At 42.6% G+C, this 24947-nt stretch carries 22 protein-coding genes and 1 pseudogene; 10 read left to right on the top strand and 13 right to left on the bottom strand.

The window, feature by feature from the left end:
* Positions 1-227: pseudogene (locus tag A37S_RS27725) on the top strand (IS3 family transposase); the annotation flags it as partial.
* A 40-nt stretch (positions 228-267) separates the two neighbouring features.
* On the opposite strand, the gene A37S_RS24085 reads toward A37S_RS27725, so the two are convergent.
* The 5 genes from A37S_RS24085 to A37S_RS0108720 all read right to left on the bottom strand — a co-directional run bounded on the left by A37S_RS24085 (position 268) and on the right by A37S_RS0108720 (position 6304).
* Positions 268-1647 (bottom strand): DEAD/DEAH box helicase family protein, encoded by a 1380-nt coding sequence (locus A37S_RS24085; protein ID WP_211229747.1) that lies wholly within the window; start codon positions 1645-1647, stop codon positions 268-270.
* An 8-nt stretch (positions 1648-1655) separates the two neighbouring features.
* Positions 1656-3569: an ATP-binding protein gene (locus A37S_RS0108735; RefSeq protein ID WP_028296660.1), complete on the bottom strand. Its 1914-nt coding sequence runs from the start codon at positions 3567-3569 to the stop codon at positions 1656-1658.
* The gene (locus A37S_RS24080) at positions 3566-4024 is read right to left on the bottom strand and encodes a GxxExxY protein (RefSeq protein WP_051292891.1); all 459 of its coding nucleotides are present in this window, start codon (positions 4022-4024) and stop codon (positions 3566-3568) included. Before A37S_RS24080 ends, A37S_RS0108735 begins: the two co-directional genes overlap by 4 nt.
* A 114-nt stretch (positions 4025-4138) precedes the next feature.
* Positions 4139-6010: a site-specific DNA-methyltransferase gene (locus A37S_RS0108725; RefSeq protein WP_028296659.1), complete on the bottom strand. Its 1872-nt coding sequence runs from the start codon at positions 6008-6010 to the stop codon at positions 4139-4141.
* Positions 6011-6028: 18 nt separating this feature from the next.
* Complete coding sequence (locus A37S_RS0108720) at positions 6029-6304, bottom strand: helix-turn-helix domain-containing protein (protein ID WP_028296658.1); 276 nt, start codon at positions 6302-6304, stop codon at positions 6029-6031.
* A gap of 104 nt (positions 6305-6408) precedes the next feature.
* Here A37S_RS0108720 and A37S_RS0108715 point away from each other — a divergent pair, with 104 nt between their 5' ends.
* From A37S_RS0108715 to A37S_RS0108705, 3 genes are all read left to right on the top strand, one after another.
* On the top strand, positions 6409-7197 hold the full coding sequence (locus A37S_RS0108715) for a hypothetical protein (protein WP_028296657.1): 789 nt from the start codon (positions 6409-6411) through the stop codon (positions 7195-7197).
* 109 nt (positions 7198-7306) lie between these two features.
* Positions 7307-8221, top strand: a complete 915-nt coding sequence (locus A37S_RS0108710; protein WP_028296656.1) for a hypothetical protein — start codon at positions 7307-7309, stop codon at positions 8219-8221.
* Positions 8222-8235: 14 nt separating this feature from the next.
* Positions 8236-11622, top strand: coding sequence for a TM0106 family RecB-like putative nuclease (locus A37S_RS0108705; RefSeq protein WP_028296655.1), 3387 nt, complete (start codon positions 8236-8238; stop codon positions 11620-11622).
* A 161-nt stretch (positions 11623-11783) separates the two neighbouring features.
* Here the strand turns inward: A37S_RS0108705 and A37S_RS0108700 are convergent, their stop codons facing one another.
* From A37S_RS0108700 to A37S_RS0108670, 5 genes are all read right to left on the bottom strand, one after another.
* Positions 11784-12119 carry a hypothetical protein gene (locus tag A37S_RS0108700; protein WP_157278525.1) on the bottom strand — a complete coding sequence of 112 codons (336 nt, stop codon included), beginning with the start codon at positions 12117-12119 and terminating at the stop codon, positions 11784-11786.
* A 734-nt stretch (positions 12120-12853) separates the two neighbouring features.
* Positions 12854-13657 (bottom strand): FRG domain-containing protein, encoded by an 804-nt coding sequence (locus tag A37S_RS26190; RefSeq protein ID WP_157278523.1) that lies wholly within the window; start codon positions 13655-13657, stop codon positions 12854-12856.
* Between the two features lie 167 nt (positions 13658-13824).
* Positions 13825-14019 carry a hypothetical protein gene (locus A37S_RS24070; RefSeq protein ID WP_245586341.1) on the bottom strand — a complete coding sequence of 65 codons (195 nt, stop codon included), beginning with the start codon at positions 14017-14019 and terminating at the stop codon, positions 13825-13827.
* A 44-nt stretch (positions 14020-14063) separates the two neighbouring features.
* Positions 14064-14474, bottom strand: coding sequence for a DUF5675 family protein (locus A37S_RS0108675; protein ID WP_245586340.1), 411 nt, complete (start codon positions 14472-14474; stop codon positions 14064-14066).
* Positions 14474-15235: a hypothetical protein gene (locus A37S_RS0108670; RefSeq protein WP_028296652.1), complete on the bottom strand. Its 762-nt coding sequence runs from the start codon at positions 15233-15235 to the stop codon at positions 14474-14476. The genes A37S_RS0108675 and A37S_RS0108670 overlap by 1 nt, the downstream gene beginning before the upstream one ends.
* 277 nt (positions 15236-15512) lie before the next feature.
* On the opposite strand from A37S_RS0108670, the gene A37S_RS26610 reads away from it, so the two are divergent.
* The 3 genes from A37S_RS26610 to A37S_RS0108660 all read left to right on the top strand — a co-directional run bounded on the left by A37S_RS26610 (position 15513) and on the right by A37S_RS0108660 (position 16927).
* Entirely contained in the window at positions 15513-15698 is a 186-nt protein-coding gene (locus A37S_RS26610; protein ID WP_084163820.1) for a hypothetical protein, read from the top strand.
* Positions 15699-15767: 69 nt separating this feature from the next.
* Positions 15768-16259, top strand: a complete 492-nt coding sequence (locus tag A37S_RS0108665; RefSeq protein WP_028296651.1) for a helix-turn-helix transcriptional regulator — start codon at positions 15768-15770, stop codon at positions 16257-16259.
* A gap of 5 nt (positions 16260-16264) precedes the next feature.
* A complete protein-coding gene (locus A37S_RS0108660; RefSeq protein WP_036601850.1) occupies positions 16265-16927 on the top strand; it encodes a nucleotidyl transferase AbiEii/AbiGii toxin family protein in 663 nt (220 codons plus the stop codon).
* A 52-nt stretch (positions 16928-16979) separates the two neighbouring features.
* On the opposite strand, the gene A37S_RS26185 is transcribed toward A37S_RS0108660, so the two are convergent.
* Positions 16980-17417, bottom strand: coding sequence for a DUF3276 family protein (locus A37S_RS26185; protein ID WP_051292887.1), 438 nt, complete (start codon positions 17415-17417; stop codon positions 16980-16982).
* Positions 17418-17807: 390 nt separating this feature from the next.
* Between A37S_RS26185 and A37S_RS0108650 the strand changes: the two genes are divergently transcribed.
* The gene (locus A37S_RS0108650; RefSeq protein WP_028296649.1) at positions 17808-19553 is read left to right on the top strand and encodes an ABC transporter ATP-binding protein; all 1746 of its coding nucleotides are present in this window, start codon (positions 17808-17810) and stop codon (positions 19551-19553) included.
* A 40-nt stretch (positions 19554-19593) separates the two neighbouring features.
* On the opposite strand, the gene ppk1 is transcribed toward A37S_RS0108650, so the two are convergent.
* Entirely contained in the window at positions 19594-21672 is a 2079-nt protein-coding gene (ppk1, locus tag A37S_RS0108645) for a polyphosphate kinase 1 (RefSeq protein WP_028296648.1), read from the bottom strand.
* A 180-nt stretch (positions 21673-21852) separates the two neighbouring features.
* On the opposite strand from ppk1, the gene A37S_RS0108640 reads away from it, so the two are divergent.
* Positions 21853-22692 (top strand): CvfB family protein, encoded by an 840-nt coding sequence (locus tag A37S_RS0108640; RefSeq protein WP_028296647.1) that lies wholly within the window; start codon positions 21853-21855, stop codon positions 22690-22692.
* Positions 22693-22736: 44 nt separating this feature from the next.
* The gene (locus A37S_RS0108635) at positions 22737-23459 is read left to right on the top strand and encodes an HAD family hydrolase (RefSeq protein ID WP_036601848.1); all 723 of its coding nucleotides are present in this window, start codon (positions 22737-22739) and stop codon (positions 23457-23459) included.
* A gap of 49 nt (positions 23460-23508) precedes the next feature.
* Here the strand turns inward: A37S_RS0108635 and A37S_RS0108630 are convergent, their stop codons facing one another.
* Positions 23509-24819, bottom strand: coding sequence for a BamA/TamA family outer membrane protein (locus A37S_RS0108630; protein WP_028296645.1), 1311 nt, complete (start codon positions 24817-24819; stop codon positions 23509-23511).
* Positions 24820-24947: the final 128 nt, after the last annotated feature.

Genomic DNA, 24947 nt, shown 5'->3' with positions numbered 1-24947 from the left:
TGAAATTAAACCACTTTTACCATCCAGAAGAACTTATCGAAGCCCTGGGAAACTTTGTGGACAACTATAACAACAGACGTTATCACGAATCGCTGCAAAACTTAACACCTGCAGATGTCTACTGTGGACGATCTGAAAGAATTTTGGAAAAAAGACAACAGGTAAAAATCGATTCTCTGAATAAAAGAAGACAATTGTATAATCAACAAAAATTAATAAATTTATAACTCGAAAGTCTCCTTAAGGTTTCATCCTAATGTGTCTAATTTAGTTTGAAGACGTACATTCTTCGAATAGCTTTGCATACTCACCGAGCGCTTTTTCGCCGGATTCATCGTATACACGATATTTTTCTACCGAATCGATAAAGAATAAGCTCAATACTTTAATTCCCTTGTCGAATAGTTGCTTTTCTTTCTGTAAGTGAGACAGGATAGTTTCGCGAATCTGCACCCGCCGAAAAGCCAATTCGTCTTTGTCGTTCACGATATCACCCGGATAAATATCTTCGCCGTTGACAACTATTTTATTGAGGTAGCCGTTGATCTCTGTAATCGTGTGGTTCTTATATACGGGAAGATCGCCAGAGAGCTCATAAAGGTTAGCGCCTTCAGCTAATTTTTGCCGTACTTTCTTGACACCTTCGCCGACACGCTTTTCAAACTCTACCACCGCAAATGGAGGTTTCGTTGTACTTAGGCTAATTTGTTCGAGATAGAGGTAGCCGGTAGTCCCGGTCGATCCTTTGAGGTTAATTCCTTTGACCTGAATCTTCTTAACCAATTTTTGGTGATAAGCATCAAGCGCATCCAGACGAAATACCTTATTGTATTCAACCTTGTGTGTGGCCGAATAGCGTAAGGTAAATAGCGGTCTGAAATCCTGCATGCTTTTCAGTGTTTTTTCACCATCTACGGATTGAGGTTCATCGATGATCAAGATTGGATTGGTCTGCGCAAGGATATCGATGGGCTTACGCGTACCAAACTGATCCAGCTCCATGTAGATCCGTCGTGCATCAGCACCACTAGCATTAAACGCTTGCGTATTGATAATCATTACGGATATGCGATTGTCGGATGCAAAACTCTCTATATCTTGTGGTCTACCGGAATTATAGATAAACGGATTGATCTTATGTCCATACAATTCCTGAAAGTGGTCCTGCGTCACTTGAAATGATTTATAAACACCTTCCCTAATGGCGATACTAGGGACGATGACAATAAACTTACTCCAACCGTAATGTTTATGCAGCTCATACATGGTACGGATATACGTATAAGTTTTACCCGTACCCGTTTCCATTTCTATAGTCAGATTATAGCCAAGTTTAACACCTTTTGGACGCTCTATAGTTTGGCTTTCGCTCAGTCCCTGTCCCCGTTGAACCTCCTGTATATTCTCAAGAATCTGACTGTCTACTAGCTGAATGCTACTATTTCTATAACCAATATCTTCAAGGACTTCATGATCAAAGGCCGAGGTTTGTATAGCGCCACTGGCAGCCTGCTTTGCTTTTCTGATAAGTTCACGGCTCCGCTCTAACGTGAAGCGATTTGTTTTCAGTGGTTGCCCTTGAAAACAATCGACCACCGCTTTGACCGCTTGAATCTGAAAGTCTTGTTCTTTAAATTGTAATTTCATGTTTCAGGTTATTTTTTGACGGCACGGTAAGCCTGTTTGAAATGATTTGGCATGTCCGGGATCGTGTATTCCAGCATTCCTTTTTCCCGAAGAGGTTTGATGAAATTAAACAAGAGGTATTTTTCTGTTTTGTTGAGTATGATAGAAAGCTCATGGATTTGGAAACTATCTGCTTCACAAAGTCGACAGATAAAATCTGCCAACAAAGATTTATCTTGTATTCGCTTTCTAAACAGAGGTATTTCACTTATCAGTTCCTGAGGGAGACGCTTTAGTATTTCTTCAGATTTAGCACCTTCTCCCTTACGGGGTGGTTCACTATCTCCTAGAGGTGGTTCATTATCTCCTAGAGGTGGTTCACTATCTCCTGGAGGTGGTGTCTTAAGATCATCAACTGGTGCACTAACGCTCACAGGTGGTTTACTATCTTCTGCTTCATTTCCGCTAACAAAGTTTTTCCCAACAACATAATAGGTAGCTCTTCCTTTACCTTTTTGGTCTAGTAATTCTTTTATACGCATATCCCTAAGATCACTACTGGCTTTGAGAATATCTACACCATTAAGCTGTCGATACGAAGAATTATCTATAGCACCCACTTCTCGGGTGAAGATCAAAGCACGTTTCTGATCTTCATTCAAACCATAAATTTCAAAAGTAGACAACCATTGGACATCATCAGTACCCAAGAAATGATGAAGAAGTAAACGTACCGTAAACTGGTTTCGTCCATGATCACTTTCAAATGTAGGCGGTAAAAGATTAGCTTTTTCCATCAAAGCTCTCATCGTACGTACACCCGAACCTTTGGTCTCTGCCAAGTTCGTCTCGTGAAATACAGCTGCAATAAAGGGGTTCCGACTTTTTGAACCCGGTTCTCCCAAATGATCTTCTGGTTTCAACGAAAAGCCCGGATTTTTAATCTCGATGCGATTACCATATCGAATGATCTGAATAGGTTGATTCTCGCGGTAAGTTCTGTGGATTAACGCGTTGACGATAGCCTCGCGAAGGACACGAGTAGGTAAGCCGATACTTTCGGCTTGCAATTCGCCCTCTGGCAACACAAAACCTTTAGGTAGGTCATCCGTAATTTGACTAAACACACGTTGTACCATTTCCAATAAGGAACCCCGCATATCGATTGTCGTAAACCTATTCTCAGGATCTTCCATCCATTCATTACCCGGAACTCGTACATAATCCACACGGACCATAGGCAACAGCCTGCGATGTGCTATGCGTTTTCCAAAAAGCAGTAAACCTGCGTACGTCAATTGGATTTTTCCTTTTTCTTTGCGGATACACCCCAATGAGTAAAGTAAATCTTCGTCATTGTACTGCAGCTCTTCAGCAAAGGCATTTACCTTGCCACGTAATTGCCGATATAAAGCAAGAGCTTCTTCACTGATATCATCCAGAGAAGAACCGCTTACCAAGGCACTATCAAAGCTATCTTCTTTATTAAAGAATACAAACAGATCATCATCTGTACAGCGTTGATCTGAAGATCCTATACGACGATACGCCCCCTGCGGCAGATTCTCATTCCGAAAATAAGCAGGTTTTTGACCATCCGGAAGTTCAGGTACATACGCCACAATGACGTTTTTTCCATTTACGGATTCAACCTGTATAGTGGGGCGAATAGGTTGATTGAACATCGATGCACACTGCGTGCTTAAATCCAGCTGTATTTTATCTGACTGTTCTACACCCGAAGCATAGTAAGTAGGGAATAAGGATAATTCTTCCTGTTCCACGCCAAGCAAGATATAACCACCTCCCAAACCTGGTTCGTTGGAAAAGGCACATACGCTTTCCAATATCGAACGATCAATAGCACTTCCACGTTTAGCTTCTATCCAATTACACTCATCCGTATAATTGAGCTGTTGAATTAATTCTGCTGCACTCTTCATATACCACTGATTGTTTTGATGTTAGGATTGCCATATCCGTCTAAACCTTGATTCGTTTGATTATCTTGATGGCTTGATTGCTTTATCAGATTATTGTTGTGCACTCTTTTGAATTGGAGGCTTTTGGCACCAAAGTTCAGTAATAAACCGATTTCCATGTTATAGGCCTCCACATAATTCATGGCTTGAGCCAGATGGACATCCTCTAGGTTAATGACGGCTTTGATCTCAACCATGATTTGATCCTCTACAAAAAAGTCGACTCTTCTTGTCCCCACATCGTGACCTTTGTATTGGAGGGACATCTCTTTTTCACGTTCATGTGCTATACCTTGCAGATTGAACTCGATGGAGAGCGCACGCTGATACACCACTTCTTGGAATCCATTCCCTAGATGTTTGTGTACTTCCATCGCCGCGCCTATAATCTTATGTGTCAAATCTTGATACTTCATATTAAATGCCTTTTTTCTTAACCTTGATTTGCCTGATCAACGTGATGACTTGATTTTATCAATAATATTTCTTCTAACATAATCAAGTAATCCTCCAATCCTTCTAATCATGGTTTAGACGACTTTCATTTCAGTCTCCGGACTCAGTTGCTTCAGCAATTGCTTAACATTGACCTTAGCTGTATCATCTTTAAAACCATTATCCCTAAAGACCACACGTAAAGGTTGATCTTTGGCGATCTCTTTGGCAAATGCCTCATCAAGGCCTTTATCGAAACAAGCGTACAGCGAATTTTCAGCAACACGGAAAACTTCCTTTCCTACAATTTCCAATCGTTCAATGTTCAAACTCAATGGAAGTCCCCAGTCGAGCATGACCTGTGCTAAAAGGTCATCTGCAGTTCGGTCAGATTTGACATTGTCTGCAAATAGATCCAGATTCGCTTGAGTATATTCCTGTGGTTTATAATACACATCTTGCATATTGCTTTCGTCCAAACGATACACCCGAAAACCGTAGTCAATATCTGCTCCGGTTTCTTCTTTGATTTTTTTTGCTGCACGACGGATGCGTTCTTTGCCTATTTCACAGATGTTTTTGTAACCCGCTTTGTAAGCTTCGCTTTTTTCATCGGTAGGTTCTGAGAGCTGGACTAAAATATATCTCCTGTTTTCTCTATCAAAGGAATTTTGTTTCATTATAGCGTGTGCCGTGGAGGCGGAACCTGAGAAGAAATCTAGAATTATATCTTTGCTTGGGATTTCTTCGTTTGTCCTAATAGTAAATATTTGAGAAAGCAAATTTATAGGTTTGGGAAAAGGAAAAATTCCTTTTGACAAAAATTCTTGAAAATCTTTAGAACCTTCTTGAGTATAAGGTCCATCAAAAATTGACAAAGGTGTTCCTCTACGAATTACCCCATTCTCATCTTTTAAATACCCTTTGAATCTCACCTTGAATGAGCCATCTTTTTGCTCATTAAATTCCAATAAGTTTTGTTTTTGAGCCTCTATAACTCTCTCTTGGGACCACAGCCATTGTTTCTCTGGCCATATCTCAATATCATTGTGATAAATAGGAAATCTTAAATTTGGTCGGTCACCCATACTTGTAGTATCAAGAGGCCATGTCGCATAAGGACCTCGCTCAATATATTTGTCATCTTTTTTGCGATACATAGATGCAGTTTTTTCTGAATAAGGAACTGAAATATCCCTAATATCAGAACTATTTTTTGCGTAACATAGGATATACTCGTGTAATCCGATCCATCCTATGGACTTCGCACCACCCCCCGTTTTATTTTTCCAAACAATTTCTGTAAAGAAGTTTGACTCCCCAAAAATCTCGTCACATATTTTTCTCAAATTATGAACTTCGTTTTCATCGATTGAAATAAATATAAGTCCATCTTCTTTCAAAAGATTTCGAGCCAATTTCAGTCTCGGGTACATCATACTCAGCCAGTCAGAATGATAACGCCCTGCTGTTTCCGGATTAACGACCAAGCGCTGATTGTACTCATCCTTCTGACCACTTTCAAGAAGCTCTTCCTGAGCGTCTTTTGTAAAATTGTCCTTATATACGAAATCCTTTCCTGTATTATATGGGGGGTCAATGTAGATCATTTTGATCTTGCCGAGGTAGCTTTCTTGTAAAAGCTTAAGCACTTCGAGATTATCACCCTCAATGTAGATGTTTTCGGTATTGTCAAAATCCACGGAATCTTCACGAACAGGCCGAAGTGTCTTCGTTGTGGGCAAGTTTGCGGTAACAATAGCTTCTTTCTTGCCCGGCCATTCCAGTCGGTAACGTTCTTTGTTTCCTTCTACCACGGCATGACTTAATTCTTGCCGTAACAAATCAAAGTCTATAGCCTTTCCTGTATCACTTTCCGTCACGCAGTTCGGAAACAATTCAGCCAATTTTTCTATATTCTGATTCACCAAATCCGGTGATTGCATATCTAATTTATCTACACTCATTTCGCTATTCTATTTAGGTTATTTAATCGTCTTTAATGCCAATTCCAAAGCTTCCTTTTGGTGGGATTCTGCTTCCACTGTTTTGAGGATCCGGTCCGCCAGCCATAAGGTCAACAGTTCCTGCTCGGAAACTTGGAAGATTTTCGCGATTTTCGTCAGATCCTCTTTCCTGAAAAAGCGGTCGCCACGTTCCATCTTGCTCAACAACGCCGTGTCTATATCCAATTGAGCAGCAAGCTGTCGGATCAGGATATTATTTGCTTCACGCATCTCCCGGATCTTTTCTCCAATCATGTTTTTATTGTTTGAAATTTGACTTGACAATTATTGGCTAATATAAGGGTTTTTGCTTATATTTAAAGCAAATTTGAAGGTATATATTGATAAGAATCTAAATTATGGAAGAATTAAAAGCTGTGTTGAATCAGAAGTCTTTAAACACTAGTAGCTTTTTTAAGACACTAGCGTTTGTATCTATCATATCTATTTTCACCATAATACTTTTTAGCACATTCATTTTTTTTCCAGCTTTATTACCGGTTTTTGATTTTAGCCAAAGTCATAAATTAACAATTGCTTCGGTTATAGCAAATCTCGCCGCGCCAATATTGGCCGTCATTTCTTCAGTTTTACTTTATCTTGCTCTTGTCAAGCAAACAGAAAGCAACAAATTCCAGTTAGAAAAAAGTGAGCTAGATATGTGCTTTACGCTTTACAATCAGCTGAATACAGAATATACTAATACAACGATCAAGAAGGCAGGAACACGTACAACGAACGGAGTAAAAGAAAAATACTTGGAAATATATCACGGTCACCAAGCTTTAGTAGAAAGTTTGCATCTGATACGGGGTGATGCGAATAACTTCGCAATCAATTTCGAAACGGACAAATTCATGTCCATGATTTCTACATTCGAGTTGACAGAAAAAGCGGTAGAAAAAGCACAAATCAATGAAGAGCTTAAAGTCATGTTTAAAGATAAACTAGATATGTTCTATGCTTACAAACTTCGTTCGGTGTTCCTTTTAACATTTTTTCTTATAAAGGACAACAAAGATCAAATTTCTAAGGATTTCATGACATTTGTCCAAAAAAATGAGCTCAAGAAAGACAGTAATTTCGATATAGACACTTTTTCTAATGAAAGCGAGGTGTTCAGATCAAATCTAAATCCTTCTGATTAGTATAATATTGTCGAACTTGCCTTTAAGAAATAACTACATAGTCTATTATCTTAACTTTTTGAAAGATAGGCAAGGTGTATTTGCATAATTGACTGTTAAAGTAAAAGTAATGAAAAAGATAAACCTTTTTAATCGATTTGAATCCAATTTGCAGAACACGTTAAACAAACATTCATTGTCAATTAAGGCAAATGGTGTGGCATTATCACAAGGTTATTACTTGTGTCCGATCTCCTTAAGGCTCTTTTCATCTGATAGCCTAATAAATCAAACGTTAACTCTTGAACATGTGCCTCCAAAGAGCCTTGGTGGTAAAGGGCTGGTTCTTGTTGATAAGGAAATTAATAATAAGGACGGACATTCCGCTGATAAAGATTTCCTGTTATTCTTTCAAACGAAGAACTTCATCGAACACGGCGGACAGCTTGAAGCAAGAATATCCGCAGAGACATTGGGTATGAATGGCATCACAACGCAATTTGCTTTGACAAGAGATGCTCAATTAGAAAGCGGTGAAGCAAAAATACAAGTTACGACTTCCGCGAAGAATATCAAAGCAATGGAATATAAAGGAATGTTCAGCAACTGGGACGGACTATCTTTTAGAGTATCAGGGAAAATGTCAAAGAAGGTGAACGCAAAATTGATGCTAAAATGCGCATATTTAACTGCATTTTCTATAATAGGATATGACTTATTATTTGACAAAAGAGGATATAAAAACGGGACTTATGGTGTTTTAATCCAGGCGCTTAATAATCCAGATAATAATGCTTTTCCTCTTATAGGTTTTGGTTATCATGCACCACTAGAGAAATCAGACGTCGGCGTAATAAACGAACCCAAAGATTACCGATCGCTATTTGTTAATTTGAGCTTTAAACTAGATGACCACGTGTACAAATATGTTATTTTCCTTCCACATCCTGACGAAGAAAATCTTGATTGCCTAAATCGTATAAAAAATATTCCAGCTGGTCAAACTGTAAACTTCAACATCAGCGAAATAGTGAGAAAAATCTAACAAACTTTATCATTATGAACCTAGTTAATAACAATTTCGTACTATCGGCAAGTGACCTGTCCAACCATATCGCTTGTAACCATCTGAGTTTTCTGAATATGGCCTTGGCCAATGGAGAAATAGAGGCACCGAAATACCGAGACCCTATGTTAGCTTTATTGCAGGAACGGGGACAGGAGTTTGAGGACATGTATCTGAACACCCTCCGAGAACAAGGGAAAAATCTGGTCGCAATACCTTCTGAAGATAATGGAAGTGCATTTGAGCGAACATTGAGCGCCATGAAGGCTGGTAGCGATGTCATTTATCAAGCGACCCTACAGAGTGGACAGTGGACAGGACGCGCCGATTTCCTAGAGCGTGTAGAGAGACCAAGTGCATTGGGTAATTGGTCGTATGAAGTAGTGGATTCTAAACTGGCGAAAGAAACTCGAGCCGGAACACTATTGCAATTGTGTTTATATGCGGAGATGGTAGCCGAAATACAAGGTGTGATGCCGGAGTATGTGCATGTCATCACACCCGAAGACGGACTTAGAAGACTTTCGTACCGGGTAGATGATTACTTGGCTTATTATCGATTGGTAAAACGAAATCTAGAGCGTTTCATCGAGCCAGGCAATATAGCGGCTACCTACCCTGATCCGGTGCCGCATTGCGATATCTGCCGTTGGTGGCAGTCTTGCATAGGGAAACGCAGAGCGGATGATCATTTATCTCTAGTGGCCGGCTTGGCCAACACACACGCAAAGCAGATTAATGAATGGCAGGTCGATACATTGGAGGGCTTTGCACACATGGCATTTCCTTTGCCCAAACCTTCAAAAGGCGCTAAAGAAACTTATACGCGACTAAAAGAACAGGCTCGTGTACAGCTGGAAGCTCGTGAACGGAATGAAAAAGTCTACGAATGCCTTCCGCTTGAAATGGGCCGGGGTCTGTGTCGCTTACCCGAACCCTCGCCAGGGGATGTGTTTTTTGATTTCGAAGGTGATCCGTTTGTGGGCACTTCAGGAATGGAATATTTGTTCGGATTCGTTTTCGAGCACACCTTCGAAGATTACCATGCTTTATGGGCATTTACTCCAGAACAAGAAAAAGTTGCCTTTGAATCGTTCATGGATCTCATGATGGAAAACTGGGAGCGTTATCCTGATTTCCATATTTACCATTTTACGGGATATGAAACCGGAGCACTGAAGAGGCTGGCGGGCAAATACGGAACACGTGAGGAGGAGGTTGACCGCTTACTAAGGGGGCAGCGATTCGTTGATTTGCACAGCATCACCCGGCAGGCGCTACGGGCCGGTGTGGAAACGTATTCCTTAAAGGAATTGGAACAATTCCATGGATTTATTAGGCAGCTTGACCTGCGTGAGGCCTCTTCGCAATTACGGTTATTGGAGGGATTGCTGGAAAGGAACAATGTGGACGCTATTACCGATGAAACAAAACAGGCTGTCAAACAGTATAATATGGAAGATTGCCTATCGACAAGGGGGTTGAGAATATGGCTTGAACAGTTGAGAAGCGAACAGATACAACAAGGTTTCGATATTCCGAGACCAGCGTTAGAAGAGGGGGCACCAAGTGATGGAGTGACAGAACACCAAGAGAAAATAAAACCGGTATTTGATGCGCTGATGGCCGAAATCCCTGTTGACGTTGGTGAACGAACTGATGAACAGCAAGCTAAGTGGTTGCTGGCTCATATGTTGGATTGGTACAGACGAGAGAAAAAAGCGCTTTGGTGGGAGTTTTTTAGACTTAAGGAAATGCCTGAAGAAGAATTATTGGAGGAAAAATCTGCTCTTTCAGGACTACATTTTACTGGAGTCCGTGTACTTGATAAACGGAGCGTGGTTGACACATATGCTTTTTCCGACCAAGATTGTGATTTAAGAGCGAAGGACGAAGTGGTTACGGGAGATGGCGACCGTCTTGGTGAGGTCATTTCAATTGATACGATATCTCGATTGGTAACAATTAAGAAAGGTCCGTCCAAAGCGGACACCCATCCAACAGCGATATTCAGGCATTTATTGATTAATGATAAAGTGAAAGAAGATGCTATTTTCCGAATAGCAGAATGGGCTGCAACCCATGGAATCGACGCTGAGGGCGACTATCGGGCAGGTAGGGATTTATTGTTGAATTATTTGCCTCGTACGGCTAGTCCCTTTTTATGCGACAAACACCCTCAGGAACGAGCCGTGGCGTGGGCTTCAGTATTGGATAACGGAGTACTGCCTATTCAAGGGCCTCCGGGTGCAGGCAAAAGCCATACCGCCGCCAATATGATCATCAGCCTGATTCAATCCGGTAAAAAAGTAGGCATTACCGCATTGAGCCATAAGGTCATCGTTGGACTGATGCAGAAAGTGATAGAATTTACTTCCGAGCGCGACATCCAACTGAACTGTATAAAAGCAGGTGCAGCAGGACTTGATGATGCTCAAGCGAATATAAAGGTTTATAAGGACAATGGAGCCGGCGCCAAAGCGGCTGTAGATCCTGATGTACAACTGATCGGTGGTACGACATTTTTTTGGTCCAGGGAAGAACTGGCTACGAGCGTGGACGTACTATTTGTAGATGAGGCAGGGCAACTGTCGCTTATAGATACTGTAGCTGTTTCTCAGGCAGCCAGGAATCTGGTGTTGTTAGGAGACCCGCAGCAGTTGCAGCAGCCTCAACAGGGTAGCCACCCGGAGGGAACGGAAGTATCTGCGCTTGAACACATTCTCAAGGATTCGCAAACAATAACAACTGAGAAGGGAATTTTTCTGCATGAAACGTGGCGGCTCCATCCATCGATATGCGCATTTGTTTCCGAACTTTTCTACGAGAGCAAATTGCACTCAAGATCAGAATTGGCACAGCAAAACATCTCGGGAAATACACGTTTCAACGGCTCCGGGTTGTGGTTTGAAGCCGTTACTCATGAAGGCAATCAAAATTCCGCCGTTCAAGAAGCCGAACATGTGGCACAAATTATCCACGAATTGATCAAAGGCGATGCTATTTACACCGATGCGGAAGGTAGACAGCATATCGTCAAACACGAGCATATTAAAGTAATTGCTCCCTATAATGCACAAGTTGATTTACTGAAAGGAAAATTGCCAGATGAAGTACAAGCAGGTACCGTAGATAAATTCCAAGGACAAGAAGCGCCCATAGTTATCTTCTCGTTAGCTACTTCTTCTCCAGAAGACGCTCCGCGTGGAATGGAATTTCTTTACAGTTTAAATCGGCTGAATGTAGCGGTATCGCGCGCAAAAGCAGTCTTTATACTCGTAGGGAACCCTTCATTGTTCGAACCGGATTGTCGAAGTGTGAAGCAGATGAAATTGGCAAATGCGTTTTGCCGATACTTGGAAATGGCGTCCTGTCTGTGATTGACACTGAGGAGGCGGTGAAACGGGGTTGATGGAATGTTATTGATACCGTAAAAATTGCATGATATGATAACACTATCCAATACCTTTACCTTTTGTGGTACGATAAGACCCAATTTTTAGGTCTTATCGTACCACGATTGGTAATGATACCATTTATCTTAAACTATCCTAAGTTTATGACACAATAGTATAAAGGGGAGGAAATAAGGCATTCGTCGTCCTCCTTCAGCAAGTATGTCGCCAATCCAAATAGACCCTATCCATGGGGGCTCAATTCCAAAGGCATTGGGATAGCGTCTATTGGCCCTCCGGGTGCTGCGCAGATTGTCATCATCCTTGCAGTTCAGTTCGTCCTCCTCATAGGCGGCTACTTTGTCTGGCGTGGAGCTGTATTCCATTTCATTCCATGTAGCACCACGCCATCCATCGCCGCCTCGAGTTTGGCTCGCCTGCAGGTCGCTCGGGCTGCGGTGGCCATAGGCAGGCCAACGCACAGGTCGCAATCTCCTTTTGCAAAAAATAACGCCAATCCGATAGGCACTACACATCCCTTCACAAACCTATATCAGTGTAGAGCCTATTCGCCCCCAGGGTGCTACGCAGATTGTCATTATTTTTGCATGACCAGTCGGTTGCTCCTGCAAGTGATTTCGTCCTTCTATGGAGCTGTACTGCGGGCCGCCTTCATTTCGCTATGCTTCATTATCGGCTACGTTGTCCAGCACCATTCCAGTCCTCCATCACTTGCTTTTCCCCATGCATGCCTAGTCCACCTTGTGTAGGCGAGCTTTCGGCTGTCACCATTTTTGAAACTCCCAAACCACAAACTCCACACATCAAAAATACCGCCAGCCAAGCTCACCTACATATGCCGTCCCCCGGTACTTTGTACCTCTTGGTCCGGCACCCTCGCTCCACTCGCAGGCGGCTCGCGAAGCTTGGTAGCTGGTCAGCAATCCGCTACGCTCATTGCAGCCAGCTACCAGCCGTTAGCAGAAGAATTAAGCTTTCCGACAAAAAATGCATACAATAAATATAACAGCCCATAAAAATCAAAAAAGCAAAGTAAGATAATGTAAGATGGCTAAACAGCAAGGTCAAGGACGAGCTTTTCCAAAAAATCTCCATCCTCTGGATAGTATTTTTTGGAAAAACCTTGCTTTATTAGCCAGCAAGTCATTGAAATACCACTTTCTTTTTTTCTCTTTTTTCTTTTGGAATAAATATTCTAAGACTTGTTTTTTAAGAAGATATATTGGCCGAGTGAATCTAAATCTCTGAATATTGAATACTTGTTTATACCACAAGCTTCCAAAGTGTGCTTAATGTTATCTGATTTTTCTTTCTTTATTAAGATCTTATGTAGTCTGATATCTTTGTCACTATACTCTTGATCTATTCTTTGATAATAGCCTTGTGAATGATAAGGATGGTAGCTAAACCATCCAGACTGAGATCCCACTCTGTCAATAATTGTTGAAGGTTTGAAAATTTTCAATTCTTTCTCCTTAAAAACATCAAAATTCTGATCTTCAGTGAAAATTTTATTATCCATACTTGCCGAAAAGACCCAAACCACAGCATTGCTCTCCTCCATAGACTCCTTGCTAACTGCGAAATATAAGGCAGCCAATGGATTATCAGTCCAATCCAGTAGCCTAGTAGGAATACCATAATGTTGTGCAATTGTTAACCATTCTAAATCATTTTTTGGGTTGGACTGCAAGTGCGGAAGGGAAGATCTTTTAAACTCATTGAACATTCTTATTTCGTTAACCTCTCTACTCTTTCTATAAAGATGTCGTGCGATGCCCGGAATTAAAGCTTTGTCCACATTTTGCCCTCGGTAAAGAATCATTCTCTTTCCGTCAGGTCGACCACGTCTTTCAATAAGTTTTATAAATTCTGAAAGACTATTTATTTCCGTTTCCTCAAACTTAGCCATGTATATTTTCAGATATTGTTCATATTTCAGATTATCAAAATAAAAGCCCGGCATTTGCCGAGCTTTTCTAATGAATAAAGCCACCACAACTTTATCGTTTTCTTTTCACTAAATGCGCGAGTAGTAAAGATACAAAAAAACTAACTGTCGCGCCAACAATTGCCAGTATAACGGTACGGAAAATATCGCCTATGAGCAATGATGGAAAAATTCCCATCAATAGACCTCCACATGTTCCCATACCTACCGCAGTTCTATTCATCGGGAGCCTCCTTTGAGCCTTCCGACTTATCTTTATCATCAACCGTAATCTGGCTAATGGCAGACAAAACACCACCAGCCACAGTCAAATAACCACCAATGGTCACCACGGCAACCGGAAGTGTCACTGGAGCGGTTACAATTGCTCCGCCGACGGCAGCAACGATCAAACCTATACTGCGCAGCACCTTGAAAAATTTGGGTGTTGGCGCCTGAGCTCTTTCTAAAACATTCATTCTTTCTCCTTTCTTTCAATAACCAAAACTACTTCCTGTCCCTGATCCAAAGTAGCGTAAATAGCCCCTTTCAACTTTTCGAATGCTACTCTGGATCTTATTCCTTTGCCTTCCCCAGTCAGCTCGCTAACAGGTGCAATACATCCACGCAATTCTTTCTCTGCATTATTGGCAGGATGAAATAAAATGGCACTTCGCATCGGTACGTCTCTTACCAGAATATGCCATCCAAATCGTTTGCTGTATCGCTTGGCTAATGGGTAAGTTCCTTCAGGAATACAGGAAATGTTACGGACGTTTTCGCGCCAAGGCAATTCAATAGCATAACACACCAAGTCATCACCAATCCAAATCTCACCATTGGTACCTCGGTCACCGTACGTCCGCAACAATTTCGCCACCAACATTACACACCAGTATCAACCAACACCAAACTCAAAGCATTGTATGCACCGTTGTTCAACGCATAGAACGTTCCATTAACCTGTTGCAGGAACTCAATCCCGAAAACCAAGAACAATGGCTTTGTAGAATCCACCACACCGATGTCGTTGCTTAGGCTGACAGCTCCGCTTACCGTATTGTCAAACGCGATCTCCGCAGAAGAGCTTTGCGCCAACGCAAAAGTTTCATTCTCAAAATCCACTTCAACACCCGCAGAGATCAAACGAAAATGCGTTGTGCCCCCGGGAGCAACAATTTGACTGTCCGGGACAAAACTCGCTACGTTCACCTCCAATAAGCCTGTCGCACGACCGATTGTTGGGGTATATGGAGCATATACCGTCGCACTCAGTCGGGCATTCCCGTTGAAATCAAATCCTTGTAAAAGAACTAACTCGCCATCCAACACATTGCGTAATCCTCGATTGCTGACTTGGTCAGCTTTGATTACCTGCATCATTGACTTGACCAAGCGGGAGATCATGCGCGAATCCTGAGTTTTGTTCAAGACAGGTCGGATCGCAGTACACAATGCCTTACTCGCTTTACCAGCTCGTGCAAACTCTGCTGCGTTTTCCCTCGTTCGCTGAAATTTTGGATCGGTATGGAAGCGTTCCTTATCAACGCCTCCTTTCTGTCTGGCCAAATAGCCATCTTTGCTTTTGTAAAAGGTAATATCCCCGATAGTACCCTTTAATTTAATAATACCTGATTGTCTTGCCATATCACACTCACTTTAAAATTCACCTTTGCTGCAGCTAATCAGTGATCACAGGTTAAAAATTGGGATAATTAGGTCTTTATAAAAGAGCCGACGTACCAAATGGCGGTAATAGGTCAGTATGGTCACATACTTCCTAAGTTTATTTCGTAAATTGCAACAAAGATTCCACCTCAACTTTATACCAACTTGTTACCAAGTTGGGCATCAGAATGATGAACTACTATGCTACCTTATCTTAATATCAAAAGGGTAGATGAAGCGTATATAGAGTATAGAAATGAGAAGAATCTGTATTTATCCGAAGGACATAGCCCGTATCACCGGCAAGAGCTACCGGCAGAGCTTACGCATCTATAATACCATTAAAAAAATACGTGGCAAACAACCACACCAATTGCTTAGTATGGAGGAAGTCTGTGAATATTTAGGTTTAGATAAAGAGCAGATAAAGACGGTGATTTGAATCCATGAGTAAGAATATCCAGCTCTATAAATTTATACTTATATAAACAAAAATGTTTATATTTGTGCTATGATTAAGCAGTTCGAAAAATATAAAGGCATACATCCGGGAATTGTTCTCGAACGCGAATTAAAGAGGCGTGCGATTAAGCAGCGCCCTTTTGCATTGTCTTTAGACGAACATCCACAGACGTTTAACGCAATAACCAAAGGCAAACGCGGACTTAGTACAGCTCTGGCACTAAAAATCGAACGGGAACTAGGTTTGGAAGAAGGTACGTTGGTAGTTCTACAGGCTTATTACGATATCCAAAAGGTCAAAGAAAAAGAAATTCAACCTACGCCAAATCTGTCCGTTCTCCGTACATCACTTTTTTGGGATACGGATATTAACAAAATAGACTGGCAGAAGCAATACCGTGCGGTTATCCAACGCGTTTTTGAACGTGGCAATGAAGATGACAAAGAAGAGATAACGCGTTTTTATGGCCTCGAAAAAGTAAGGAAGGCATTAGAGGAGTCCAAAGCCAGAACTCCATACACCATCTATAAACCAAATTAATAGGGATGAGTAGTTTATTTTATGGTACCGTTACGAATCTCTTGAAAGATTCATTGATCACTTTAATGGAGTCCTCCGCATTCATGCAATTTCGATTGGTGGGTGGCACTGCGCTTAGTCTCCAGATCGGTCATCGCATATCAGTAGATATCGACTTATTCACGGACGCGCCATACGGCAGTATTGCCTTCAAAGAGATTGATTATTTTATAGAAAATACCTTTCCCTTCCACGTTCATTCTTCGGGGATTGACCCAGCAATGGGAAAGTCTTACAGTATAGGTACTGATAACGATAATACCGTCAAGTTGGATGTGTTTTATACCGATACGTTCATACAGCCTGCCTTGATAGTAGACGGCATTCGATTAGCCACCGTAGAGGAGATTATTGCCATGAAGGTCGATGTTGTTCAACGTGTCGGCCGAAAGAAAGATTTTTGGGATTTGCATGAGCTGCTGATTAATCACGATATCCAGGCTATGATAGCATTACATCAACATCGCTATCCTTACACGCATGACAAAGACGTCATTTTAAAAAATTTTACAGATTTTACCTTAGCGGACGACGAATTTGATCCCGTATGTTTACGAGGCAAATACTGGGAGTTCATCAAAGAGGATATTGTTGAAGCTGTTGAGCGCTACAACAATATGCGGTCATAATCTCATACTGATGCATATCGACAAACAGATGTCTATTCTTTTAAAGAAAGCTTTATGAATATTTCTCCCGCAGCTCCAGCTTCTTGATGCGTGATGTAATAGCACCTTCTTTCCGTTGAAAGGTAGCAGCCAGTTCCTTCACAGTCTTTCCTTCACAGAACAAAGCCTCCAGTTTTTCATCGTCTTTGGTCGACCATGGCAAATAAGCTTGTGGATGCTGTTCGCGGATATCGTCCAAAGTATAACTCTCCTTGTCACTTTCCGGATCGGTCAGCTTTTCCAGTTTTTTGACAGCACGGTTAAAGAGCTTTTTGAAGTCTTTGATATCCTCTTCAAAGATCAATATCTTGTGTTTTTCGAAACCATCGTCGGTGCGCTTACTTTCCGAAACGGAAAGATATAGGCTTCCATTTTCTGATCTCTTTACATCAAAGAAATAAGTCCGGTTTCCTTTGGTGACTTTATCAGTGAATAGTTCGTTATTCTCCATTACAACAGATTTAGCATTTACGAAATGGTTGTCACATCAAATTTAACACACATATTTAAAATTAATACACCTAACAACCTCAAATAATGATAGTTATTCATTTAAATTACAGGTTCATTTCGTATATTTGTATAGCAAAAGGAAATAGGGAATATAGGTAGACAGTTTTTGCGAGACCCTAGCGAGACCTCGTAAAAGTGATGCTTATAAACAATATACTATCAGTGAGTTACGGAGAAAGTTCTACACTCTCCGGCTCCACCTTAGAGGGGTTTCTTTCTGAAGCCCCTCTTTCTTTATCGCAGCCAAATTTTCAATTTGCCTCATCAATTCCCATAAAAATTTGTTAAATAGCACGACAGCAGTTGAACAATTAGGTAAACGATATAGATGAACATACTTTGGCAATACCTCCGTCCCCATAAACTTTTAATTTTCTTTTCGCTTCTTCTGGCTGCTCTTGCCCAGTTGCTTACGCTCATAGATCCCGTCATATTCGGAAAAATCATCGACCAGTACGCAACAAACAGGGACAACCTGGCCGAACACGAGCTCATCCGTGGCGTACTTGTTTGGCTATCCATTGCATTGGGTATAGCCCTACTATCCAAGCTATTCAAGTCGCTACAGGAATACATCACCCGCAAGGCGGTAGCTCGCTTTGGCATGCAAATATTCAATGATGGGTTGAAACAAACCCTTCGGCTATCTTTTCAAGAGTTTGAGGAAAGTCGCAGTGGCACCACCCTCTCCATTCTCCAAAAAGTGAAAACCGATGCCGAACGCTTTATCAATTCCTTTATAAACGTACTCTTTTCAGCCCTGGTGGGCGTGGGGTTCCTCATCTGGTACAGCGTGAGCAAGAATTGGATGCTCATTCCTGTCTTTTTCGTAGGTGTGGTGCTCCTCGGGTCGCTCACCGGATTGCTATCAAGAAAAATAAAGACCGTTCAACGTTCCATCAACCGACAGACGGATGCCCAAGCGGGTGTAATCACGGAGAGCCTACGCAATATAGAGCTTGTCAAGAGCCTAGGACTTACTTTTGCCGAGATCAGACGTCTGAACGAACAGACACTCAAAATCTTCAACCTGGAGATGTTCAAGGCGCGGAAGGTGACCACGCTCTCATTTCTACAGGGTACCATGCTGAACCTGCTGAAGCAGTCCATCCTCTTCATCTTGTTGTGGCTTATCTTCCGCCAGGTGCTCAGTACCGGCGAGCTCATCGCCATGCAATTCATTTCTACGGCCATATTCACCCCCCTGCAAGATCTAGGCAATATGATACTCCTATATCGCGAAGCGGATGCTTCCCTGAAAAATTTCGATAGGTTGATGAAGAAACCCATTGAGCGACGGCCAGAAAACCCGGTGGAAATTGGTTCATTGGAGAGTCTACGATTCAACCAGGTTGTCTTCCGGCACAAGACGGCCAACTACAATGCCATTGACGATATCTCCTTCGACATCAGCATGGGACAGACCATCGCTTTCGTAGGGCCGTCGGGGTCTGGCAAATCCACCTTAGTGAAACTACTTGTAGGATTATACACCCCAGTAAGCGGTCAGATACTCTTCAACGATGCCTATTCAACCAGCATTCGCTACAACCCTCTGCGCAGGCAGATCGGCTTTGTCACGCAAGACACCCAACTCTATGCCGGCACCATCAAGGACAACATGCTGTTCGTAAAACCGGCAGCTACCGATGAGGAAATCATGGAAGCCATGCGCAAGGCCTCCGCTTCGGCACTCATTGCCAAGGCATCCAGGGGCCTTTATACCGTACTGGGAGAAAATGGCATGAAACTTTCTGGCGGCGAAAAACAACGGCTATCCATTGCCCGTGCCCTGCTTAGGCAACCCCGTCTGCTCATATTCGACGAAGCTACCTCGGCCCTGGACTCGTTAACAGAAGAGGAGATCACGCATACCATACGCGAGATATCCGAGAGCAAGGAACAGATGACCATCCTCATTGCCCATCGCCTCTCTACGGTGATGCACGCTGACGTCATATACGTGCTGGAGAAGGGCAAGATAGTAGAAACCGGTACGCACGATGCACTCCTTCACCAGAAGGGGCTATATTATGCGATGTGGCGTCAGCAAGTGGGAGAAAGAAAGCCTTGACAAGCCCCTGCTTGGGGGATATTATAATATTTTTCAATATTTATCCCTCATGTTGATGCATCCCCGCCAGAAAATCATAGATAGCCTCTTGCGAGCGTACTTGGTTCACCGAGCTATGCCTCAAATAACTGTTGCTGTTCTTAGCGTCAATTATCCGCGCTTTTACGTTGTCTTTCAATTGCAGTTCGATCATGGTCTTCAGCATCACCTTCACGCTTTGGTCGTAAATGGGAAAGCCGACTTCTAGGCGCTGCTCCAAATTGCGGGTCATCATATCGGCTGACGAGAGATAAACGCGCTCCTCTCCCCCATGATAGAAAATGCTGACCCTCATATGTTCCAGATAACGATCAATGATGCTCACTACCCTTATGTTCTTGCTGTACCTCTTTTGCCCAGGCACCAGACAACACAAGCCCCTCACAATTAATTGTATTTGTACGCCTGCATTACTTGCTTGGTAAAGTTTTAATATCAAACCTTCATCGGACAAGCTGTTCATCTTTAATATGACAGATGCCTTTCGCCCTTTTTTTGCCTCTGCAATCTCATAATCAATCAACTTGTAAATTTCTTTTCGATAAGTAGTTGGCGAAACAAGCAAATGCTTATAGCTGTAAAAAAACTTATTGTTCACCAAGCCTCTGAACACCTTTTTTAAGTCGTTGCAAATCCCCGCATGCGTGGTAAAAAGACTGGCATCGCTATACTGCCTGGAAGAATGCTCATTGTAATTGCCTGTAGACAGGTTAGCATAGTAAGCCAAGCGCCTCCCCTCTCTTCTTGCCACCAAACAAATTTTGGAATGTACTTTATAGTCCAGCTGACCGACGCTCACCTGCACTCCGGCTTGGCTCATCACATTGGCCCAATGGATATTGGCTTCCTCGTCAAAGCGAGCTTTCAGCTCGATCATACAAAAAACTTTTTTGCCATTTCTTGCGGCGTTTATCAGCGCATTGATCACTTTGGAATTTTCCGCCAAGCGATAAAGTGTTATGGAAATCGATACTACCTGTGTATCCATAGCCGCCTCCCTCAGGAAATGGATGATGTAGTCAAAAGGATGATAAGGCAAGCAAACCAAATAGTCCTTTTGTCTGATTTGATTGAAAATACTCTTATCTAGCCTCAAACCGTATACGGACAAAGGTTTCTGCGGTGCATAAACCAGGGAGGGGTCTCCCATGTCAGGAAAAGAAATAAAGTCCTTGAAATTGGGATATCTGGTACCTGCTATGAACGTTTCAGGCGGCAAATTGAGTCCCAATGCCAGCTGGTGAAGCATGTCCGAAGGCATTTCGGGATCGTAAAGCATACGCATAGGCTTGCCGCTGGCCCTTTTCTTCAGGCTTTTGCTGATGAGGTCGATGACCTGCTCTTCCATACGTACGTCCAGATCCATTTCCGAATCCCTGGTCATTTGGAAGCTATACGCTTCAATACGGTCATGTGGAAAAATAAAAAACAGATCGTCCAAGCAATAACGTATCACGTCATCCAGCAAAATGAGGTATTTGAGATGCCGTTCACCCGGCAGTACAAGAAATCGTCCTAATAGCTTGGTAGGGATCTCCAGGAGCGCATGCTCCACCTGCTTGCCCTTGTGGCTCATTCGGATAAAGAAATAAATACGCCTATCTTTCAATTCGGGTATCACAAAACGGCCATTTTTTTTCGACAACATAATAGGCACGAGATTGGCCAGTACCTTTTGCTGAAAATATTCGCGCACGAAATTCCCACGCATTACGTTCAACTGATTTTCTTTGAGGATAAAGATCTTTCTAGCCGCCAGTTCGTTCAAGGTGATGACGTCGTACAAACGCTGAAAGCGCCGTTCCAGCTCAATGACCTTACGCTGTATTTCCGTCAATACGGCCCTAGGGTTAAACCCCAGCAACTCTTTTGCCTTCGCATTCACATGTGTGAGCCTCGTAATGGTAGCCACACGAACACGATAGAATTCGTCCAAGTTGGACGAAAAAATACCCAAAAATCTAATCCGTTCGATAATAGGCACACTAACATCTTCTGCCTCCTGCAATACACGCTCGTTGAAAAAGAGCCAACTGATTTCTCTATTGCACAAAGGGATAGAAGCAATGGTATTATTCATCACTTTCAAGCGCTTTTCTTAGTAAAACTAAAATTTCGGTCAAAGTATAGCTTTTATATTTCCTTAATGTTAATTAAACATTAATTATGCAATTCCACGCCCAAAACAGCTCTTTCCTATTTGGCTACCCGGTAATTAGCAAAAAGCATTACCTTTGTTGCAACACATTAAAGACAACAGATGATAGAAATAGGCAATTACAATACACTTAATATAAAATATATCACACCTGACGGAAGCATCCTCACAGATGGCAAGGAAGAAGTATACCTTCCGCCTTTGATGCTAGACAACGAGAAAAAGGTGGGCGACCAAGTAGAAGCTTTTGTTTACTTCGACAAGAACGACAAGCTTGTGGGAACTACCAAGACAGTGTACGCTACGGTCGACTCCTTTGCCTACCTAAAAGTTGTGGACGACCACCTCCAGGGGGTCTTCATGGATATGGGTACCGGAAAGGACCTTTTCGTGCCGAAGGCAGAACAGCGATTTCCCTTGCACAAAGGCCAACGCTATGTAATATTTGTCTATCTAGACCAAGAAAAAAAACATCTTTTGGGGTCTACCAAACTGAATAAATTCATTAACCACGAGCCGCAAGGAATCCTATCCGAAAAGGAAGAAGTGGAGCTGCTTATTTCAGAAGAAACGGATTTGGGATACAATGCTATTATAAACAACGAATTTATTGGACTTATTTATGAAAATGAAGTATTCCAAACGGTACGTGTTGGCCAAAAAATGCGCGGATGGATAAAGCGCTTTACGGCCGAAGGAAAGATAGACCTTAGCCTTCAGCCCATTGGATTTACCCATATAATGGATAGCAAGGGCATGATATTGGATGCCTTAAAGAAAAATGGCGGTGTTTTGTCGCTGGGAGACAAAAGCGCCCCAGAGGAAATATACCGACAACTTAGGATCAGCAAGAAAACTTTCAAGAGAAGCATCGGCGGGCTGTACAAGGAAAACCTGATAGAGCTGGATGATCACGAAATCAGACTGGCTAATAATAGTTAATGTTTGTCTGATATTTTAGTCTCATATCACACGTCTCATATCTGATGTCGACTATCCAACAAACCATGCTTTATGATATAGATGTTTTGGCTTTTGATGCCGATGATACGCTTTGGGCAAACCAGCCTTATTTCGATCAGGCAGAGTTAGAGTTTCAGGCCTTGCTATCGGATTATGCCGATAAGGAGACCTTAGAGCGTAGCCTATATGCTAAGCAAATGAAGCTGCTAGAGCTGTATGGCTACGGTGTAAAACCCCTCACGCTTGGCATGATAGAAACCGCGGCAGAAGTTATCCCGTCCGCAGTGCCAGGTTCCATTCTAAACCGCATTCTTGATATAGGCAAGGAACTGCTCGAAATGCCTATTGAAATTCTTCCACATATCGAAGAAACGCTTTCCCTGATAGCGGGCAAGTACAAGCTCATCATGGCCACCAAGGGCGATTTGGTAGATCAGGTGAGAAAGCTACGCCGCTCGGGGTTGAAGGATTATTTCCACCACGTAGAAGTGATGAGCGACAAGAAACCGGAGAATTATCGCAATTTGCTGCGCCGACTGGAGATAAATGCCGAGCGGTTTTGCATGGTTGGCAACAGCTACCCCTCAGATATTCTCCCCGTAGTGCAAATTGGAGGAAAGGCCGTGTACGTACCTTTTCATACCACGTGGAAGCACGAGGTTTATACCGGTGACGCCATGCTGATAGATGGCCGTAGGGTTTTCCAAATTGACGATATCAGAAAACTGAACGAACTTCTCTTTTGAGCTCAACATTTCATAGCTGATAGATCATACCCTACCCCCTATGCCCGCCTCAAAAAGCTTCATTGAGCCCCAAGAAGAAACCCCGCGCGCCATATTTGCCTACCGCATAGTCTAGGCAAAGGTAGGTGCGTGTATGCTTGTTGAACAAGACCCGCAGTCCCGCTCCGCCCGCTGGCTCCCAATAATCGAACAGTTTGGTGCCATACACATTGCTTGCAGACTGCATGTTAGCAAAGACCACACCTCCCAAAAATTTGTTCTTTGTAATCGGAAAGCGGTATTCCGTTTCGAGGTAGAAAAACTGCGGCCCACGAAACCTCCCAAACGTATAGCCACGTCCTGTTCGGCTATAAAAGTCGGAAGCGGTGCCCGGCAAATCAAAATAGGGCAAAGTCCCTGAAAGCAAATAGCTGCTCCAATGCCAAAAAGCCAAGACGTGATCGGGCTTCCTCTTGGAAAGGCTCCAGTATTTCCTGAAATCTACCGTAGCTTGATAGGCGGTACGCGTACTACCCATCCACCTTTGGTTTGCCCTGATGCCGATATCGGCGTAGATGCCCCGTCGGGCACTATTGGGATGATCGCGGTCTACATATTGTACATCCAGCAATATACCATTTGACACATATCTATTGGGGGAGATCCCCTCATAATTACTATAGCTAAAATGCGGGGTATTGCCATCTGAAGCCAGGCTTCGGTCATCGATACTACTTTTGATATCGAAAGAAAGCCCGCCTCCCAGATAGAAATTTTTGCCAATATTCTTAAACACTTTCTCATTGAAGGTAAATGATGTATAGTGCAGCACATGTACTTTGTTGGTATTGTTTATCGGTATACCATCCTTTTCAAACACCTCGTCCCTCCTTGGTCCGCTGCCCAGGCCATAATCCGGCATAACCACCTTGGCCGCACGCCAAATCCCCTGTACATTGTAGGTATTGCCAGGGGTAAAGACATTGTGATTGAGGTAAAACACCAATATTCCCTTAGTAGTAGCGGCAATGGTCGTGGCAGCAACGGACATGGTGGTGTTGGGCTCGTTGCCTAGCACACGCCCGGCCATGGCTTTTATGCCGCCCTGCAATCCTATGGTAGGATTATAGGCCACATTAGGCACAAAAGATATCCCCGAAGGTGTTTTAAGAGTATCTATTATACGCTCGCGACGATGGAAAATATCGTAAACAGCATCGCCAATATCATAATGGTAGAAGGTATTGACCGTATCGACCGGGGCATTTTGGATTCTCGTGGTATCGCCAACCGGTCCCTCCTGCGCACAAATTGGGAACACGATTCCCAAGTAGAACAGCAAAGTGACGGGTATATAAATCAATCTCTTTTTTACAATCATAAAATGTTCAACTTAAAGACAACAACAAGCCCCGCCAGTTGTTCAGTGCAATTTCTATTTTCATATCCACCAGCAGAACAACAAATTGAACGAGATGCTGTAACAAAACGACTTTATAAAGGTCAAAC

The sequence above is a fragment of the Olivibacter sitiensis DSM 17696 genome (genome assembly GCF_000427965.1).
GTDB lineage: Bacteria > Bacteroidota > Bacteroidia > Sphingobacteriales > Sphingobacteriaceae > Olivibacter > Olivibacter sitiensis.
This window is presented reverse-complemented; position numbering and strand designations above follow the sequence as displayed.

Bases quoted from the DNA above. Each gene is read 5' to 3' on its own strand.
- A37S_RS26185 (WP_051292887.1), bottom strand. From the start codon at position 17,417: ATGGAGAATAACGAACTATTCACTGATAAAGTCACCAAAGGAAACCGG.
- A37S_RS26610 (WP_084163820.1), top strand. From the start codon at position 15,513: ATGAGAAGAATCTGTATTTATCCGAAGGACATAGCCCGTATCACCGGC.
- A37S_RS0108675 (WP_245586340.1), bottom strand. From the start codon at position 14,474: ATGTTGGTGGCGAAATTGTTGCGGACGTACGGTGACCGAGGTACCAAT.
- A37S_RS24080 (WP_051292891.1), bottom strand. From the start codon at position 4,024: ATGAAGTATCAAGATTTGACACATAAGATTATAGGCGCGGCGATGGAA.
- ppk1 (WP_028296648.1), bottom strand. From the start codon at position 21,672: ATGAATAATACCATTGCTTCTATCCCTTTGTGCAATAGAGAAATCAGT.
- A37S_RS0108720 (WP_028296658.1), bottom strand. From the start codon at position 6,304: ATGATTGGAGAAAAGATCCGGGAGATGCGTGAAGCAAATAATATCCTG.
- A37S_RS0108710 (WP_028296656.1), top strand. From the start codon at position 7,307: ATGAAAAAGATAAACCTTTTTAATCGATTTGAATCCAATTTGCAGAAC.
- A37S_RS0108735 (WP_028296660.1), bottom strand. From the start codon at position 3,569: ATGAAGAGTGCAGCAGAATTAATTCAACAGCTCAATTATACGGATGAG.
- A37S_RS0108660 (WP_036601850.1), top strand. From the start codon at position 16,265: ATGAGTAGTTTATTTTATGGTACCGTTACGAATCTCTTGAAAGATTCA.
- A37S_RS0108635 (WP_036601848.1), top strand. From the start codon at position 22,737: ATGTCGACTATCCAACAAACCATGCTTTATGATATAGATGTTTTGGCT.
- A37S_RS0108665 (WP_028296651.1), top strand. From the start codon at position 15,768: ATGATTAAGCAGTTCGAAAAATATAAAGGCATACATCCGGGAATTGTT.
- A37S_RS0108715 (WP_028296657.1), top strand. From the start codon at position 6,409: ATGGAAGAATTAAAAGCTGTGTTGAATCAGAAGTCTTTAAACACTAGT.
- A37S_RS0108670 (WP_028296652.1), bottom strand. From the start codon at position 15,235: ATGGCAAGACAATCAGGTATTATTAAATTAAAGGGTACTATCGGGGAT.
- A37S_RS0108650 (WP_028296649.1), top strand. From the start codon at position 17,808: ATGAACATACTTTGGCAATACCTCCGTCCCCATAAACTTTTAATTTTC.
- A37S_RS0108640 (WP_028296647.1), top strand. From the start codon at position 21,853: ATGATAGAAATAGGCAATTACAATACACTTAATATAAAATATATCACA.
- A37S_RS0108725 (WP_028296659.1), bottom strand. From the start codon at position 6,010: ATGAGTGTAGATAAATTAGATATGCAATCACCGGATTTGGTGAATCAG.
- A37S_RS24085 (WP_211229747.1), bottom strand. From the start codon at position 1,647: ATGAAATTACAATTTAAAGAACAAGACTTTCAGATTCAAGCGGTCAAA.
- A37S_RS0108705 (WP_028296655.1), top strand. From the start codon at position 8,236: ATGAACCTAGTTAATAACAATTTCGTACTATCGGCAAGTGACCTGTCC.
- A37S_RS0108630 (WP_028296645.1), bottom strand. From the start codon at position 24,819: ATGATTGTAAAAAAGAGATTGATTTATATACCCGTCACTTTGCTGTTC.